This is a genomic window from Oscillatoria sp. HE19RPO (assembly GCF_024220515.1).
Lineage (GTDB): Bacteria > Cyanobacteriota > Cyanobacteriia > Cyanobacteriales > Laspinemataceae > Laspinema.
On the sequence record NZ_JAMXOT010000090.1, the window covers coordinates 1 to 16,361 of the forward strand.

A 16,361-nucleotide genomic window follows, 5' to 3' on the forward strand; every position below is an offset into this window, starting at 1 on the left:
GCAGGGTAGCCAAGTGCGGAGCGGATAACCGCTGAAAGCATCTAAGTGGGAAGCCCACCTCAAGATGAGTGCTCTCATGGAGTTAATCCAGTAAGGTCACGGGCAGAACACCCGTTAATAGGCGCTAGGTGGAAGTGCAGCAATGTATGTAGCCAAGGCGTACTAACAGACCGAGGGCTTGACCTCATAATATCTTCTTTGATTTCTTTTCTTTATGCAGTCTTGAGGGTTTATAAACCTCACAGTTTTCCGGGTGCCTATGGCTTCGTGGAACCACGCCGACTCCTTCCCGAACTCGGACGTGAAACGCGACTGCGGCGAAGATACTTGGAGGGTAGCCTCCTGGGAAAATAGCTCGGTGCCCGGTCAATATTAGACAGAACCCCAATACGAAAGTGTTGGGGTTTTGTGGTTTTAATAGGTTTTAATTGTAAAAACTCGCACCCGTGCATGGTGGGGCTATACGAACAAAACCCGGCACCCTGAAGGGTGGGGCTATACGGACGAAGCCCGCCTGCGCGGGCTAAGGAGAGAAAACGGCAAAACCCAGCACCCTGAAGGGTGGGGCTATACGGACGAAGCCCGCCTGCGCGGGCTAAGGAGAGAAAACGGCAAAACCCAGCACCCTAAAGGGTGGGGCTATACGGACGAAGCCCGCCTGCGCGGGCTAATAGAGAAAACGGATTTTTTACAACCAGATTTGGTATGAGGTGAAAATTTTCCCACTGTTGCACAAGGGTAATTAATGACGAGGGAATGTGGGAGTTTGTTGAATGAGCAAAAATCTTGAAAATCTGACCAATCGCGAATTAAAGGCTTATATTAAAGCTCATTGGAATGATGAGTCTGCTTGTCACGCAGCACTTAAAATTCTGATGAGCCGTAGAAGTGAAAATACTGCTAAATACGCCTACGATATTACCGATGAAGAGATGAAGGCTCTTTTTGTGGAAAAAATTCAATCAAAATTATAATACGTTTGTTGCCGATCGCCGTTTTGGATAGACTGTCGATGTATTGCCTTGCATTAGGGAAGATTCCCTCTCAGAAATTGCTTCCCCTGATTCTGTAGTGTTAAAGGCGAGGGGGGAGAAGTGTTGAAGGATCCTCAACAGAAGAACTAGATTTATCCGAGCAACTCGATCGCTTAATGACGTTGCTCAAGGCAAAAGCTTATGCAGAATCAATACAATGAGTTTTTCTTCCATACCGGCGGCTTGGCGTCAGCTTACGAGCGATCGGGCTGAAGGAAAATGCGAATACTGTTTCATTCACCAAGACTTTTCAATTTACAGTCATGAAGTTGACCCTATCATTGCGGTCTAACAGTGAACAAGCCGACTGACTCTGCTCCAATCTGCCCCCTATATTTTACCGTAAAGTCCAGCCAGCTTACTGTTGACAAAATTCCTTCACGCCAAAGAGTCATTCAGGCATCAGGCCATAAACAGACTTACTGGACAGTTAAAGACCCTCTATAATTATTTCCTAGAAATTTTCGCTGTCCAGATGAAGTATTCTGAATTGAAGTTAAATCATTACTGCAAGATTCACATTCAACACATTCTGCACATTCATCTCCTTGACATCCATAACAATCTTCACAGTCCGAACAATCTTCACTTTGATTGCAGGTATAACAATCAGAACATTCTGCACAGCTTTCTCCTTCGCAACCATCACAATATGTACAGTCATTACAATCGGTTTTTGCTATCAAAATGATGGATGGATTATGCCGAAAATCAGTTGTAAATACCGAGACGGAGGCAATAGCAGGTTTTTGGCAATTTCCCAGATATAATAATAAAGACAAAAAAGAAATCACTATCCATCGATAAATCATGTATCCTCCTAATTTTGGTTTAATCGAAAAAAATTAGTCAGGCCAATGTGTAGGCAATTGGTAGGATAGGTTAGGCGCTGCTTTAACGTTATGAAATAATCCTCTATTGAAATAATAGATATGTGATCCGATTATAGCTTTTTTCTATGAGACAAATTCTGAATCTCTTGTTTAATTGGCTATTCTTGTGTATATAATTTAATCCCTTTTTTTACTGCCAATGCAGCAGAATACCCCAATACAGGAGCAAAAGGAGCAAGAGTTGCGTGACTAGCCAAAAGTGCTGCTACAGTCACACCAGAAACAATCTTATTAGCCAGAGCCGGTAAATCTTCACTTACATCTTTATCCCTTAAAATATTACGGCATTGATTGTCTAAAGATTTTAATATGATTGAAACTTGAACCCCTGTATTTTCAGAAATTTCTTGAATCGTAGCTACAATATTCCCATTGTTATTTTCTATAAATTTTAACGCAGCAATTGCTTTGCTATTAGACTTATATTGATTTTCAATGTTTTGCAGTTCTTCTTTTGGTATTGCTTGACTTGAATCGTGCATAGGTAAATATTTTGCCATTTTTTATCATCCTTGAAATTAAATTTATGAACAATAGTAATTAGTAGGGTGGGTTAGGCGCTGCCCTTATTATTGTAAAATAGGGTATTAAAATCATAGCGCCCTCGTCCCCCCACAGATTGAGTGTAAATCAGTTTATTCCTCTGATTTACACTCAACTAAACCCGACAAGCATTAATTCCGGGAGGTTGAGTATCTACAATCACTTTTTCATACCCGGCACTATGTAAAATGTTTTCGACCAGCTTTTTAGCGTGTTGATTGGCGTTATCCAAAATATTATTGGCACAGACTTCTTTTTTAATTACAGCTAAAGCTTCTCTTTGCGCTCGCTCTTGTAAGTCTGATTCTACTGAACGCCCGAACCAACGGCGGAAATGTATAACAACATGAGATCCTTCAACGTCAAGAAATGCTTTCATGATTCGAGGCGGTGGTAATATAAGCCGAACTTGATGGTTTGCTACATCTATTTTTTTAACATCAAGTTGATCTAAGTCAATTCCCGCTTGCACGGTTCCCACTGCTTCATAAACTACATGAGTGTCCCCTAATGGTATCCGATCAAAAAATTTCCGTTCTTCTTTGAAATCCACTGTAGCTTTAGTAGACATCTGGGTAGTTGTCAGTTCATTCATATCTTGGAGGCCGCTAATTATAATGTTTCTGATTTCTACAGTGGTTTCTGTAGTAGGTAAAAGCGCCTGCGTTATAGAATAAAATGTACTCCGTACTGCTCCACTTAGTTGAAAAATCAAAAATTGTAGGAAGAAAAACAATAGCATATAAATGCTTATTTTTTGGAAAAATGGATTCTCAAATGCCTTTTTAAGTGGATGTCTTTGACTGGTGCTTGAATTCATACAAAAAACTCCTGGTATTTAGCTAGAAGAAACTTAAATACTGACAGCTATCGCCGATCACCCCATCTGACCGACTAACCCAGCGATCAGCCTGATGGTATAGCAGCGCTTATCGTCTATTTTACACACAAAATTTTTCTATCAATCATAGTGTTAAAAATCTTAAATAATCTTTACTTATGTTTTTATTTTTAGTGTTAAATCTGGACAGGGCGAAGTTCTAGGAGATAATTTAGAGAGAGGTCTTCAACTGTCCAGTAATTTTATGTATGCCCCTATACATAAATAACTCTTTAGCCTGAAGTAATTTTGTCATCAGTAAGCTGGTTGTACTTTTGAATCCTGGCCGTAGACTTTAAAGGATTTGCTCAATTCTCTCGTAGCTGTGCGTAATAGTAACACAGGTTAGGAGTAGAACACTGAGCGACTATCAATTATGGTCTGGTTTTATGCCAGTCGATTTTTTTGCCCTATGAGCGACTCCCTCTCGGTTAACCAGAGGTTTTTCTTTTCCACACAATAAGATTATCTCATCTTTTTATGGGAAAAAAAGTAAGTGAAAAGTAGGAGAAAAGTAATAAAAAGGTATTCCCTATGGTACAATTTACTTTGGGATGCAGATTCCAGCTTCCAAAAGTGCTGCTATATCGGCGTTCAGGTTGAGGGCCCACTGCCTTGGGTTCTGAGGCAATGCTTTTCCAGAAATGCTTTTCCAGAAAGGTATTAGGTATTGCAGAGCAGAGCAAATAACCATTTGCAGCATGAAGATTGGGTTAGCTGACTCCCTATTGTTAAATTATCATGACTTTTGAGGGACTTGGAGCCATGACGGTTGACGAAGCTCTCGCGATCGCAGAAACGGTACTCGATTATGAACGCCTCAACCATGTTCAAGAGATAGTGTTTCGTCAGTCTTGGGAAGGTCTCTCTTATCGCGAAATTTCTAAAACTACTGGCTATGACCCTGATTATCTTAAGGATGCTGGTGCTAAACTCTGGAAGTTACTCTCGGAAGCATTCGGAGAAAAGGTTAAAAAAGGTAATCTTCAATCGGTTTTGAAGCGGTATTTACGGCGGAATCAAATAAATTTTTATCGCACTCAAGTCATTGGAGTGAATCTTAGCGGAGGTAGCTTAAGTGAAGCTAATCTCAGTGGTGCAAAACTATTTGCTAATTTAGGCCAAGCTGATTCCTGTCAAGGCGATTTCTACAAAGCGAAAAGGCAGGATGATAAGATTGTATTAAACGAAGATGATATCAATGCCGAAGCGGGAATAAACCCGATCGCCCATTCAAATTCTGAATCCAGTTCTCATTCCTGGAATGGTTGGCAGTTTCGATCGCAGGCAGAGGTGAAGATTGCAGAAGCACTCGATCGCGCGGGGGTTTTGTTTTTCCCCAACGCTACGGCGCGGTTGACGACTCCGGAGGGTCGGAAAAATCAAACCCCTCATTTTCTGGTTTGTTCTGAAGGAAAGTTAGGGATTCTCGTGGTGGAGGGGGTGGCGGAGGATGAGGCAGAAACCGATCGCCTTCTGCAAACTCAGGGGATCCACATCATCCACCATTACCCGGTTACCCAATGTACGGAAGACAGTGATTGGGTAGTATTGGAATTTTTACAAGCGTTGAGTCAAGCTTAGAAATTCCTATTTCCCTTGCTTTTTTCACATTCAACCAGTAGGAATGACAACACAGCGCGTTTTTTCCTCTCTATTCAGTGGGTGATTCTTCGGGGAATTGTTCTGGGGTTTCATCAAATTCATCGGGTTCATCGTTTTCTGAATTTTGTTCTTTTTGGAAGGGTAATTCTAGCTGTTTGGGTAGTTGGTCTAGCTGGAAGTATTGATGGAATTTGGCGGTGACTTGCAGGGAGAACGATCGCGTTTCCGGTTGTCGGCGTTTGCGGACAAATCCTTGTTGGACTAATTCTTGAACGTGCTGATAAGCTCCTGAACCGCGCAGTTCTACTAGGTCGGTTTGGCTGAGGGGGCCTTTGAGGGCGATCGCCGCTAAGGTTCTCAAGGCACCGACGCCTAATTCTGCGGGAATTAAGCGATGCATGAAGTCTTGAAACGTCTCTCGCAGTTGCAAGCTGTAGCCGTTTTCGGTTTCTAGCACTTCTAGCGCGCTGTCTCGGTGAGCATAATCATTAATCAGTTGAATGAGTGCTTCTTCTGCGGTTTCTTTGTCGCAGTTGGCATATTCGGCAATTTCCGCGATCGCAAGCGGTTTCCCTTTTAAGTACAGTATGGCTTCAATCTGGCTGGCTAAACTTGACATTGACGATTTCCGTGCATCCAACACCTCTGACCACAAAATATTGTAAACGCTGTGGAGTTCGTTCGACATTTAACTTGTTCTGTTATAGCGGTCCCCACTGTTATGAGGTCCATTATTAAGGAGTGCGAGCATCTTGCTCGCTTGTTTTAATAGCGAGCAAGATGCTCGCACTCCTTAATAATTAATTATTTATTAATTAATAGCATCCGTTCCTGATGAGTCTAGGAACCGCTATAAACATTCTAAGTTGATTAGTCTAACTGCCGTCCGGTGAGTTCGACAAAAATATCTTCTAAGTTAGAAGGACGAACCATTAACCCGGTTTTATCTGGTTGTTGTTCCAGGTAGGTGTTCGCTGCGGCAATGTCGGAGAAAAATTTATATTCCCACCGATCGCCTATTTGTTTCATCACCAATCCTTCTCCATGTTTTTCTCTAAATTGGCTGAGTGTCCCCAGTTCAATTAATTTCCCTCCATCCATAATACCAATGCGATCGCAGAGGTATTCCACCTCATCCATGTAATGGGTGGTGAGCAACATTGTCATCCCCTGGCGGTTTAAATCTTTGATAATTTCCCACAACCTACGTCGGGTTTGGGGGTCGAGTCCGACGGTTGGCTCATCTAAAAATAAGATATCCGGTTGATGTAACAAGGCTCTAGCAATTTGTAAGCGCCGTTTCATGCCGCCTGATAGGGTTTTTACTAGGCTATCTTGCCGATCGCCTAGTTCCACATAATTCAGCCATTGCTTGATTCTCTCTTGCCGTTCCCGGTTCGGAATATGATGTAATCGTCCGTGAAACTCCATATTTTCCCAGACGGTGAGGTCATTATCCACACTGACTTGTTGTAAGACAACGCCGATGCACTGCTTCACCTGGATGGGTTGACGTTGGACATCATATCCGGCAATTTTGATACTCCCACTGCTGGGTTTGGTGAGGGTGGTGAGCATCCGAATTGTGGTGGATTTGCCTGCACCGTTGGGTCCCAGCAAGCCAAACATTTCTCCCGGTGCAATGGTAAATGATAAGTCATTAACCACCGGGACTTTGTTATAGAGTTTTTGGACGTTTTCGACGGTAACCGCAGCACTCATGGAAAGTTAGGTTAAGTAGATTTTTCTTTGCTGACTGTATCATGAAAGTGTCCTTACAGTTCTACCCAATCCTGTTCCTCTGGGGACTGCATTTCTTGTAAAGTTTGCCAACCCGCTTGCCAGAGGGTTCTATCTTTAAATTGGGTGGCATTAATCCAAAAGCGCACGTTGGGGTCACAAGCAGATACCATTTCTGCAAATACCCATTTGCCTTCGTTTTTGCGATTCACGACTTGGAAATGTCTCCATCCCCAAGTTTTTTGTTGGGAGGTCCATTTGGAACCGACTAAATAGGGAAATTTTTGTTTTTTTGCCATTGTTCTCACCCTTGAATTTTTGATACAAATGACGATCGCCCCAGTGAGCGATCGCCTAATTATTCCCGGTTAAGACAGAGATGAACGGCGTGATAACAACCAAGCGGCAATTCCACCGCCAATCAATCCGAATAAATGACCTTCCCAGGAGACTCCTGCTTGGATGGGTAAGACTCCGATGATAATTCCCCCATACAATATACCCACGATGATGGATAGCAAAATTGAGGGTAAATTGCGTTCAAAAAATCCGCGAGAGAGGAGATAACCTAAATAGCCAAATACCAGTCCACTGGCACCGATATGCCACCCGGTAGACCCAAATAGCCAAACCCCTAATCCACTGACTAACATGGTGATAGCAGTGACGACCCAAAAGTCGCGAATTTCCCGAACCATGACGAACCAGCCGAGGGTCACGAATGGGATTGTGTTAGCGATTAAATGGGGAAACCCTCCATGCAAAAATGGCATAAACATAACGCCGCGTAAAGTGTCCGGGTGGCGAGGATAAACGCCATAGATGAGTAAGTTGCCTCCGAACAGGAAGAGGTTGAGAATTTGGACAATCCACATGATGGCGACAAAGCCACCCAAAATCAGAATTTGGGTTTTGATTGTGTTGGCGATCGCCTTGACATTGTTTCTGCTCATCGTTATGCCTCTTACTAGACAATTGGCCTGGTTTATGGTTAGAAATTGTCGATGGAAACGGGTTCTAGGTTTTCGGCGGTTTCAAAGCCAAAAATTCTTGAATAAAAGTAAAATTCTCCATCTAAAGCGCGTTTAATGTTTTCGGACCTGCGGAAACCATGTTGTTCACCTTCAAAGGGAAGATAGGCGACGGGAATGCCTTTTTGTTTTAACGCATTCACCATTGCTTCGGCTTGGTTTGGGGGAACGATTTTGTCTTCTAATCCTTGGAAAAAGATGACGGGACAGGAAATGCGATCGCAAGCATGGATGGGAGAACGCTCGATGTAAATTTGCTTCGCTTTGGGATAAGGACCGATTAGTTTATCCAGATAGCGGGACTCAAATTTATGAGTTTCTTTCGCTAAGGCTTCTAAGTCACTGACTCCATAATAGCTGGCACCGGCTTTGAAGACATCTCGGTAGGTGAGGGCGCAGAGGGTTGTATAACCGCCTGCACTGCCTCCGGCGATCGCCAGTCGGTTGCTATCCACCCATCCTTGTTCCCCTAAATATTTCGCGCCATTGGCACAGTCATCGACATCGACAATTCCCCAGCGATTCTCTAGGCGTTGCCGATATTCCCGTCCATATCCGCTACTGCCGCCATAGTTGACATCGAGGACGGCAAATCCCCGGGAGGTCCAATATTGAATGCTTAAACTGAGACTGCTGCTGGCAGAGGAGGTGGGTCCGCCATGACTTTTGACTAATAGGGGCGGTAATTCACCCTCGGCGGCAATATAATCCTGATTATTGGGGGGATAAAAGATGCCATAGGCGGTTAATCCGTTTTCTGTGGGAAATTCCACGGGTTGGGGTTGGGAGAGGTAGGCGCGATCGATGGTTAAGGTGGTGGATTTGCGGAGGATTTGCAGTTCGCCGCTGTCGAGATGGTATTGGGCGATCGCCGTGGGTTCGGTGGGGGAACCGCCTATGAAAGCGACGCGATCGCCGTTGACTTGCAGGGAACTCAAGGAAGTGTACGGCGTTGTAATTTCCTGGAGGATGCCGGTGGAGAGGTGGATACTGCCTAAATGCCAGATTCCGAATTGAGTGTAGGTGCAGATTAGGCGACTGCTGCTGGCAAATCCATAAGTAGACATTCCAAACACCCACTGGGGAAGTCCGAATTCCGCAGACATTTCGCAGACGGGTTCGATAGTGCCAGTGGTGGGGTGCGATCGGTAGAGATTCCACCATCCTGAGCAGTCGGATACAAAATAGAGGGTCCCATCTGGAGACCATTGGGGTTGAAAAATGGATTCGTTAACGCCTCCAGCAACTTGATGGGTTTCGCCGAGAGAACCATCGGGATTGATTTGTGCGACCCACAATTCGGTACCATCCCACGGCATATTAGGATGATTCCAACTCAACCAACACAGATGTTGACCATCGGGACTGAGGCGCGGGGTAGCATAGAAGTCTTCTCCTGCCACCAATACGCGCATCTGTGCACCGTCTGCTAAATTAATGCTGACTAAACTGGTGACGGGTTCTCCGGCGCTGGTATGGTCTTCTCGCACTGCAATTAAGCGTCCCCGAGGAGTATCGACGGTAAAATCGGCGTAGCGCATATTCGCTTCCGGGGTTAGTGGTTGCGGTTCTTCTCCTTGGGGTTGACGGTAGAGGCGGGAGTCGCTGAAGTTGGAGAAATAAACGGTACCGTTGCTGACGGTAAAGGCACCGCCACCATATTCACAAACGCGGGTGCGAACGTTGAAGGGTGCGGGAACGATATCCCGGATTTCTCCCTGGGGCGATCGCGAAACGAGGACATTTCTGCCCCCTTCTTGAGGTCGCATTTCCAACCAATAGAGGGTTTGATTGTCCCAAAAAATTTGCCCGAGTCCAATACTCCCAGCGACGATCGCATCGGAAGTAATCGGGGATTTCCAGGAACCATAGGGAGCAATTTGCGGGTTAGACATATTCTATCTCTTAATTACAATTCTTTTTTTGATTTAGGCAGACGTTTAATATAGTCACGGATGACTTCAGACATGGATACTCCGCGTCGCTCTGCTTCTAATTGCAGGCGCTCTTTTTCTTGGGTGCTGATCCGAATTTGTAATAACTCATCTCGGGCCATTTTTGGGGGGTGTGGTTATAACAAGAGGTACAAGAAATTTTAGTATATTGTAATTTGAGCCAAAAGTGCAAGCGAGAAATAATGATTGTTTTCTTGAGGTTTATAGTTTTGAGAGTAAATTAGAAAGTGGGTGAAGTTCCATCGGGCTAGGATGGAACTTCAAACTGAGTTAGCGTCGCCCAGAGGGGAGATTCTCGCGATCGCCTCGTTCTTGTTCTACTTTTCTCAACGTTTGGGTACTCTTCCCATTGCCATTTGAAACCGACTCCTGTTCCACCGTTTCAGCCGAAACCGTGTTCTCTGTTTCATCATGTCCTTTGTGCATTAACCGATATTGCGCTTTCATGGCAATGGTATAAAACACCGGAATCACATACAAACTTAATAAAGTAGAAACAAACATTCCACCAACAACTGACATCCCAATAGAGACCCGCGCTGCTGCACCTGCACCCGTGGCAAATGCTAAGGGTAGCAATCCGAAAATGGTGGAAAATGCCGTCATCAAAATCGGACGAAAGCGCACCTTTGCGGCATCGATCGCCGCCTTGGTAATCGAGAGTCCTTCTTCCCGGCGCTGATTGGCAAATTCCACAATCAAAATTGAGTTCTTAGTTGCCAATCCAATCAGCATGATTAACCCAATTTGGCTGTAAATATTTAAGTCTAGTCCCGCCATTAATAAAGCAGCAAATGCCCCTAGCAGAGACAAGGGAACAGCCAAGAGAATGATAATTGGGTCAATGTAACTTTCAAACTGAGCCGCTAACACCAAGAAAATAAAGACCAGGGATAACCCAAAAATAAACAGGGTCGATTGTCCCGCTTCCGTATATTCCAAAGACTGACCTGCTAAAGTCACTCGCATCTCCGGGGGAATAATTTCCCGGGCTAAATTTTGTAACGCCTCTAATGCTTCTCCCAAGGTTTTACCTGGTGCAGGAGACCCAGAAATTGTGGCGGCCCGAGAGCGATTGTAATGGTTAATTTGTGGGGGTGTGGTAGAAGGATTCACCGTTACCACACTACTCAAAGGAACCAACTGACCCGACTGAGTACGGATATAGGTTTGCTCAATATCTTGAGGAGAGGCTCGAAATTCTTTTTCCGATTGAACAATGACCTCATAGCGGCGATTTCCTCGGTTAAAATTGGTAATTTCTTGTCCGCCTAACATGATTTGTAACGTTCGGGAAATTTCCTGAACCGACACCCCTAAATTAGCCGCTTGAGCGCGGTCAATACTGACAACCAATTCCGGTTTAGTTAGGCTTAAATCCGTATCCACATTTACCAATTCTGGTAAATCATTAGCTTGATTTGCCAAGTCTTGGGAAACAGCCGCCAACTCCTCCAAATCACTCCCTTGCAACACGAATTCGACGGGCTGACTAAACCCGGCACCGGGTAAAGAAGGCGGATTAATCGGCAGGACAACGGCATCAGTAATCCGCGAAAATTGGCCAAATAAACGGCCAATAATCTCCTGTTGAGACTGGCCCGGTTCCGTCCGTTCTGCCCAAGGTAAGAGGCGAACAAAGGCAAATCCCTGGTTGACTTGACCGGGTGTTCCCCGACCAAATGCCCCAATGGTTAAATAGGTGTTCACTTCGGGGACTTGACTGTAGACTTCTTCCACCTGCCGCATGACATTATCGGTGTAATTAATCGTTACCCCTTGCGGAGCACGAACAATCGTAAAAATTGCCCCTCGGTCATCGGTGGGAATGAATTCTTTGGGGACTTGATTAAACAAGAAGACGGTTAAGGCTAAGGACCCAATAAAAGCAATCACTACAATCGCTTTCAAGGGAATGATTTTCCGCAAAGACCAGCGATATGCCCGTTCCATACGGTCGAAAAATAATTCGATAATTGCAAAAACCCCGCCTTTCATTTCTGCATCCCGCTTTAAGATTCGGGCAGATAATGCCGGTGCTAAAGTCAATGCAACAAAGGAAGAAATCACCACAGAACCGGCGAGGGTTAGGGCAAATTCTGTAAACAATCGCCCAGTATTTCCCCCGGAAAACCCTACGGGCATAAATACGGCAATTAACACAACCGTGGTGGCAATGACAGCAAAGACAACCTCACTCACCCCCAGCATTGCTGCTTGGTAGGGTTTCATATTCTTTTCTTGAATATAGCGGACAATATTTTCCAGAACAACGATGGTATCGTCCACAACTAACCCCGTGGCTAAGGTTAGGGAAAATAAAGTTAGGGTATTAATGGAATACCCCAAAATAAACATCACCGCAAATGCACCGACAAGGGAAACCGGAATAGTGACGGCAGGAATTAAGGTCGATCGCCAGTCGCGCAGGAAAACAAAAATAATCAGAATCACCAGCAAAGTTGCCAGAAAAAGGGAACTCCAAACTTCCTCAATGGCGAGTTCCACAAATTCCGAACGGTCAAAAGCCATTTGATAATTTAACCCTTCTGGGAAATCTTTGGAGAGTTCCTCCATTTTGGCTTTGGCACCGCGCGCAACTTCAATAGTATTGGCACTGGAGAGCTTTACAACCCCTAGAGAAACTGCCGGAATGCCCTTAAAACGGACAAACGAGCGATCGTTTTCTGCACCAATTTCTGCCCGTCCTACATCTTTAAATCGGATTTGTGTACCATCGGGGTTGCGCTGAAGAATTAAATTTTCATATTCCATCGGGGTTTGCAGTCTACCGAGAACTCGGACTGTATATTCCGATTGTTCTCCCTCGACTAAACCGCCGGGAATTTCTAAATTTTCTTGACGCAAGGCACGTTCAATATCCAAAACCGTCAAATTCCGCGCTGCCAGTTTGACGGGATCAACCCACAATCGCATGGCATAGCGCCGTTGACCCCCGATAAAGATGTTACTAACTCCAGGAACGGTTTCTAGGTTATCCGTAATAAACCGTTCGGCATAGTCACTTAATTCGAGGGAGGTGTAATTTTCCCCAAATAAGGCAAACCACACGATGGGAGAAACATCCCCTTCCTGTTTGGTAACTTGGGGAGTATCTACATCATCCGGGAGTTGGCGCTGCGCCCGATCCACTCGCGATCGCACGTCTTGGGCGGCCAAATCCAAATCGCGATCGAGGTTAAACTGGAGGGTAATCGAACTCACCCCTTCTCGACTTTGGGATGTGAGGGTTTTAATCCCTTCAATCCCATTCAGTTGACCTTCTAAAATTTCTGTGACTTCGGTTTCCACCACGAGGGGACTGGCACCGGGATAAACCGTGGATACCGTCACAACTGGCGGGTCAATACTGGGAAATTCCTGCACCGGCAATCTTGTATAACCGACCACCCCAATTATGATAATCAATAGGGAACAGACGGAGGCGAAAACCGGGCGTTTGACAAAAAAAGTAGTAAACATTGAGTTAGGGATTCGCGACGATTAGGGTTAGTTCCTGATTAAGCCAGACCCGGCGGGGGTTTGAACCCCCGACGTAGTGGCGCTTCGCGAAGCGCCACTACAGGCCCAACGTTTTAAACCCCGCCGGTGTTGATAATGGTGCGGGGTTTTGTAGACTTTCGTTCTCACCTACGGAGATGTTCCTGCCTCCGGAGATGACTCGGGATTCGCTATCGCAGGTTCATCGACAATCGGACGAATCCGATCGCCGTCGGATAGTCGTTGTAAACCCGAAATGACGATGCGATCGCCGTTTGCCAGTCCTTCAATCACTTCCGCCCGATCGCCTTGGACCAATCCCAAGGTTACCGCCACTCGTTCCGCAGTCGCCGGTTCCTCCCCTCGCGCCACAAAGATAAATCGGTCCTCCCCTTGGAAGGTAATCGCCGTAGTTGGCACCACAATCCGATTGTCCCGTTCGTCCCAAACTAATTTAGCCCGCACAAACTGGCGATCGCGCAGTTGTCCTTGATTGGCAAACCTTGCCTTAGCTAAAATCGTTTGGGAATCGGAATTCACCGTGGGAGAGACAAAACTCACGGTCCCCGTACTCAACGGTTGTCCGTTAGCATCGGTAATTTCCACCGGCATCCCCACACGCAACTCAGACCCCCGTTCCAGAGGAATGGACAGCCGTAATTCCAACGCATCATTTTGGGTCAAAGTTGTTAATTCCTGCCCCACGGTGACGAAATCTCCCACTTTCGCTGGAATATCGCCGACAATTCCCTCAAAGGGTGCGACGACATTGGCATCTTGTAACTGCACCTCCAACGCTCTCACTTGGGCGATCGCCTCCGCCACTTGCGCCTGAGCTTGGTCAATCTCCTCGGGTCGGGTCCCATTCTCTAATTGACGTAACTCTTGCCTTGTTTCTTCCACTTCCGCTTCGGCGCGGGCAATTTCTTCGGGTCTTGCGCCATTTTCTCGCTGATTCAGCAGTTGCTGCGCTTCCGCCACCTCCGCTTCCGCCTGAGCAATTTCTTCGGGACGCGCCCCACTTTGTAACTCAGCTAACGCTTGTTCCGCTTCAGTCACTTGTAATTCAGCGCCGATAATGTCCTCCTGTCGCTGGTTTTCCAACTCCTCCACCCGTTGGCGAAATCGCTGTAAATCCGCTTGGGCACGCCGATTTTCCGTGACTACTTCATCAAAGCGATCGCGGGAAATTGCCCCTTGATCTGCTAATTCCCGATTCCGTTCCACCCGTTCCGTGGTTAACTCCACCCGCGCTTGAGCATCGGCAATTTGGGCGATCGCTTGGGCGATTTCATCCCCGCGACTCCCAGCCCGTAAGGATTCCAAACGCGATCGCGCCTGTTGTAACCGAGCTTGAGCTTGGGCAATCTCTTCCGGACGATTCCCCGCCCGCAATTGGGCCAATCGCGCCTGTGCCTGCCGCAAACGCGCTTGTGCTTGAGCAATCTCTTCTGGACGAGTCCCCGCGAGCACCTCCGCCAATCGGGCCTCGGCTGCGGCTAAACGGGCCTCTCCTTGGGCAATTTCCTCCGGTCGGGTTCCCGCTTGTAACTCTGCAACGCGAGATTGCGCCTGGGCTTGTGCCGCCTGGGCTTGGCGGAGTCTGGCTTCAATTTCGCGAGTATCAATCCGGGCAATCATATCGCCTCGGGAGACTTTATCCCCCGCTTTGACATTAATCTGACTCACCCTTCCGGCCATTTCTGAGCGCACAACTGCTGCCTGTTGTGCTTCTAAGGTCCCGACAAATTCTGAGGTTTCTCTTAAATTGGTCATTTCCACGGTAGCTAACCGGACTGCCACCCCTTGGGGTCCTTGGGGTCCGCGTTGCTGTTCGCTATTCGCCGTTGCCGTTTGCCGCGATTGCCAAAAGTACCAGCCGGTGCCACCACCGGCAATTAATAACAACAGAAACAGAGCAGACGCCAGCGTTCGGCCCCGCCTGCTGGCCCATTTAAACCGGCGTTTTTTATCCTGCAACGGTTTGCTTTGCTGTCGGTCTAATTCCGTTTTGTTAGAAAAGGAATGCGCCTTTTCTTCTGTTTCTACTGTTGAATTGGAAGTCTTTGGTAATTCCATATTTCCCCGGGTTTTGTCTGAATTAGCAATAAATAAGGTAAAATTTTATGGAAAATTGGGTAACGAATCAATTTAACCCGATTAAGAACGTTGGTGATCTCCTGAGTGTTTTCCCTCTCCTTTTACTTGAACGGCATCCCTTTCCGGCTGTTTAACCTCAATGGCAATCTGTTCTTGCACCCATTCGATTTCCGATTTCAGAACATCCAAATGTCGATTCCAGACGGCGATTTGATAGCAATCCTCCGGCAACGGTTTTTCTGCGAAACTTTTGTATCGAGCGCGACAAAGCCCTAAGCGATGTTCCATTAATTCCAGCCTTGCCTCGGGTTCTAAATCACTGAAAAAGAAAAATTTAATGGCAAAACGCGCCCGACTTTTTACCCAGCTATCCTGGGGGTGTTCGAGCATTTTCTGCCGCCAGCGATCGCGTCCCGATGGGGTAATGCCATAAATCGTGCGACTGGGACCCGCGTCTCCGGCTTCCCGGGCGATCGCCGCAATGTGACCCCGTTCCTCCAAGCGTTTCAGCAAGGGGTAGATGGCTCCATAGTTGACGCTCATGCAGCTACTCATAAATAGCTCCAGTTCTTGCTTCAACCTGTAGCCATGTAGGGGATGGCGTTGCAGGAGTCCTAAAGCAGAGAGTTCAAGCATTTATATCATTTTGATATATCCAGGCTACAGTATAGCCTAATTGATTAAATTTTGTTAAGTTTCTGGGTGATGTCAATGTTTGCCCACACCCCAACAGGGTGCAGCGACAGCAATTCAGCCCCCACAGTCGGGGGACAAAGATATTTCAAATATCATTATTTAGTTATTTTGTCAAGTTTTATAGGAATGAAATTTGTGGGGATTGCCCATGTATTTAGCCCGCGCAGGAGAGGCTCTGTTTGTGGAGCAAGACCCTTGAGGGTGCGGGCTTATCTGGATATTTCCACCAACTCGGACATCCCATTAAGGGAACTCCAAAAAATAAAACCTTCAAAAAACCCGCAGGCTCAAGCCTGGGGCTACACGGACAAAGCGGTGCCTGCGCGGGCTAAAAGAGCCTTGTTAGGTGCGATCGCATCAAAGCAAGGATGATTTATTTGTTG

Annotated in this window: 14 protein-coding genes and 2 rRNA genes; 5 read left to right on the top strand and 11 right to left on the bottom strand. The window is 46.2% G+C overall.

Annotated features, from left to right (window positions below; all coding sequences use genetic code 11):
* From NG833_RS08880 to NG833_RS30365, 4 genes are all read left to right on the top strand, one after another.
* Positions 1-186 (top strand): 23S ribosomal RNA (locus NG833_RS08880); the annotation flags it as partial.
* A gap of 63 nt (positions 187-249) precedes the next feature.
* Positions 250-367: ribosomal RNA gene (gene rrf / locus NG833_RS08885) — 5S ribosomal RNA — on the top strand.
* A gap of 406 nt (positions 368-773) precedes the next feature.
* Complete coding sequence (locus NG833_RS08890) at positions 774-974, top strand: DUF6887 family protein (protein ID WP_254564935.1); 201 nt, start codon at positions 774-776, stop codon at positions 972-974.
* A gap of 217 nt (positions 975-1,191) precedes the next feature.
* Entirely contained in the window at positions 1,192-1,326 is a 135-nt protein-coding gene (locus tag NG833_RS30365; protein ID WP_256555881.1) for a hypothetical protein, read from the top strand.
* 699 nt (positions 1,327-2,025) lie between these two features.
* On the opposite strand, the gene NG833_RS08895 is transcribed toward NG833_RS30365, so the two are convergent.
* Positions 2,026-2,427, bottom strand: a complete 402-nt coding sequence (locus tag NG833_RS08895; protein ID WP_254564936.1) for a hypothetical protein — start codon at positions 2,425-2,427, stop codon at positions 2,026-2,028.
* A gap of 158 nt (positions 2,428-2,585) precedes the next feature.
* Positions 2,586-3,290 carry a DUF4230 domain-containing protein gene (locus tag NG833_RS08900; protein WP_254564937.1) on the bottom strand — a complete coding sequence of 235 codons (705 nt, stop codon included), beginning with the start codon at positions 3,288-3,290 and terminating at the stop codon, positions 2,586-2,588.
* A gap of 801 nt (positions 3,291-4,091) precedes the next feature.
* Here NG833_RS08900 and NG833_RS08905 point away from each other — a divergent pair.
* Complete coding sequence (locus tag NG833_RS08905) at positions 4,092-4,934, top strand: pentapeptide repeat-containing protein (protein WP_309143842.1); 843 nt, start codon at positions 4,092-4,094, stop codon at positions 4,932-4,934.
* A 70-nt stretch (positions 4,935-5,004) separates the two neighbouring features.
* On the opposite strand, the gene scpB is transcribed toward NG833_RS08905, so the two are convergent.
* The 9 genes from scpB to NG833_RS08950 form a co-directional block, all read right to left on the bottom strand.
* On the bottom strand, positions 5,005-5,574 hold the full coding sequence (scpB, locus tag NG833_RS08910) for an SMC-Scp complex subunit ScpB (protein ID WP_254564946.1): 570 nt from the start codon (positions 5,572-5,574) through the stop codon (positions 5,005-5,007).
* 251 nt (positions 5,575-5,825) lie between these two features.
* Positions 5,826-6,677, bottom strand: coding sequence for an ABC transporter ATP-binding protein (locus NG833_RS08915; protein WP_254564938.1), 852 nt, complete (start codon positions 6,675-6,677; stop codon positions 5,826-5,828).
* Positions 6,678-6,730: 53 nt separating this feature from the next.
* Complete coding sequence (locus NG833_RS08920; RefSeq protein ID WP_254564939.1) at positions 6,731-6,994, bottom strand: TIGR02450 family Trp-rich protein; 264 nt, start codon at positions 6,992-6,994, stop codon at positions 6,731-6,733.
* A 69-nt stretch (positions 6,995-7,063) separates the two neighbouring features.
* Entirely contained in the window at positions 7,064-7,648 is a 585-nt protein-coding gene (locus NG833_RS08925; RefSeq protein WP_254564940.1) for a rhomboid family intramembrane serine protease, read from the bottom strand.
* A 38-nt stretch (positions 7,649-7,686) separates the two neighbouring features.
* A complete protein-coding gene (locus NG833_RS08930) occupies positions 7,687-9,621 on the bottom strand; it encodes a S9 family peptidase (RefSeq protein WP_254564941.1) in 1,935 nt (644 codons plus the stop codon).
* 14 nt (positions 9,622-9,635) lie between these two features.
* Positions 9,636-9,782 (bottom strand): ribbon-helix-helix protein, CopG family, encoded by a 147-nt coding sequence (locus tag NG833_RS08935; RefSeq protein WP_015149313.1) that lies wholly within the window; start codon positions 9,780-9,782, stop codon positions 9,636-9,638.
* Positions 9,783-9,951: 169 nt separating this feature from the next.
* The gene (locus tag NG833_RS08940; protein WP_254564942.1) at positions 9,952-13,164 is read right to left on the bottom strand and encodes an efflux RND transporter permease subunit; all 3,213 of its coding nucleotides are present in this window, start codon (positions 13,162-13,164) and stop codon (positions 9,952-9,954) included.
* Between the two features lie 168 nt (positions 13,165-13,332).
* A complete protein-coding gene (locus NG833_RS08945) occupies positions 13,333-15,261 on the bottom strand; it encodes an efflux RND transporter periplasmic adaptor subunit (RefSeq protein ID WP_254564943.1) in 1,929 nt (642 codons plus the stop codon).
* Between the two features lie 81 nt (positions 15,262-15,342).
* Entirely contained in the window at positions 15,343-15,918 is a 576-nt protein-coding gene (locus NG833_RS08950; protein ID WP_254564944.1) for a PadR family transcriptional regulator, read from the bottom strand.
* Positions 15,919-16,361 lie beyond the last annotated feature (443 nt).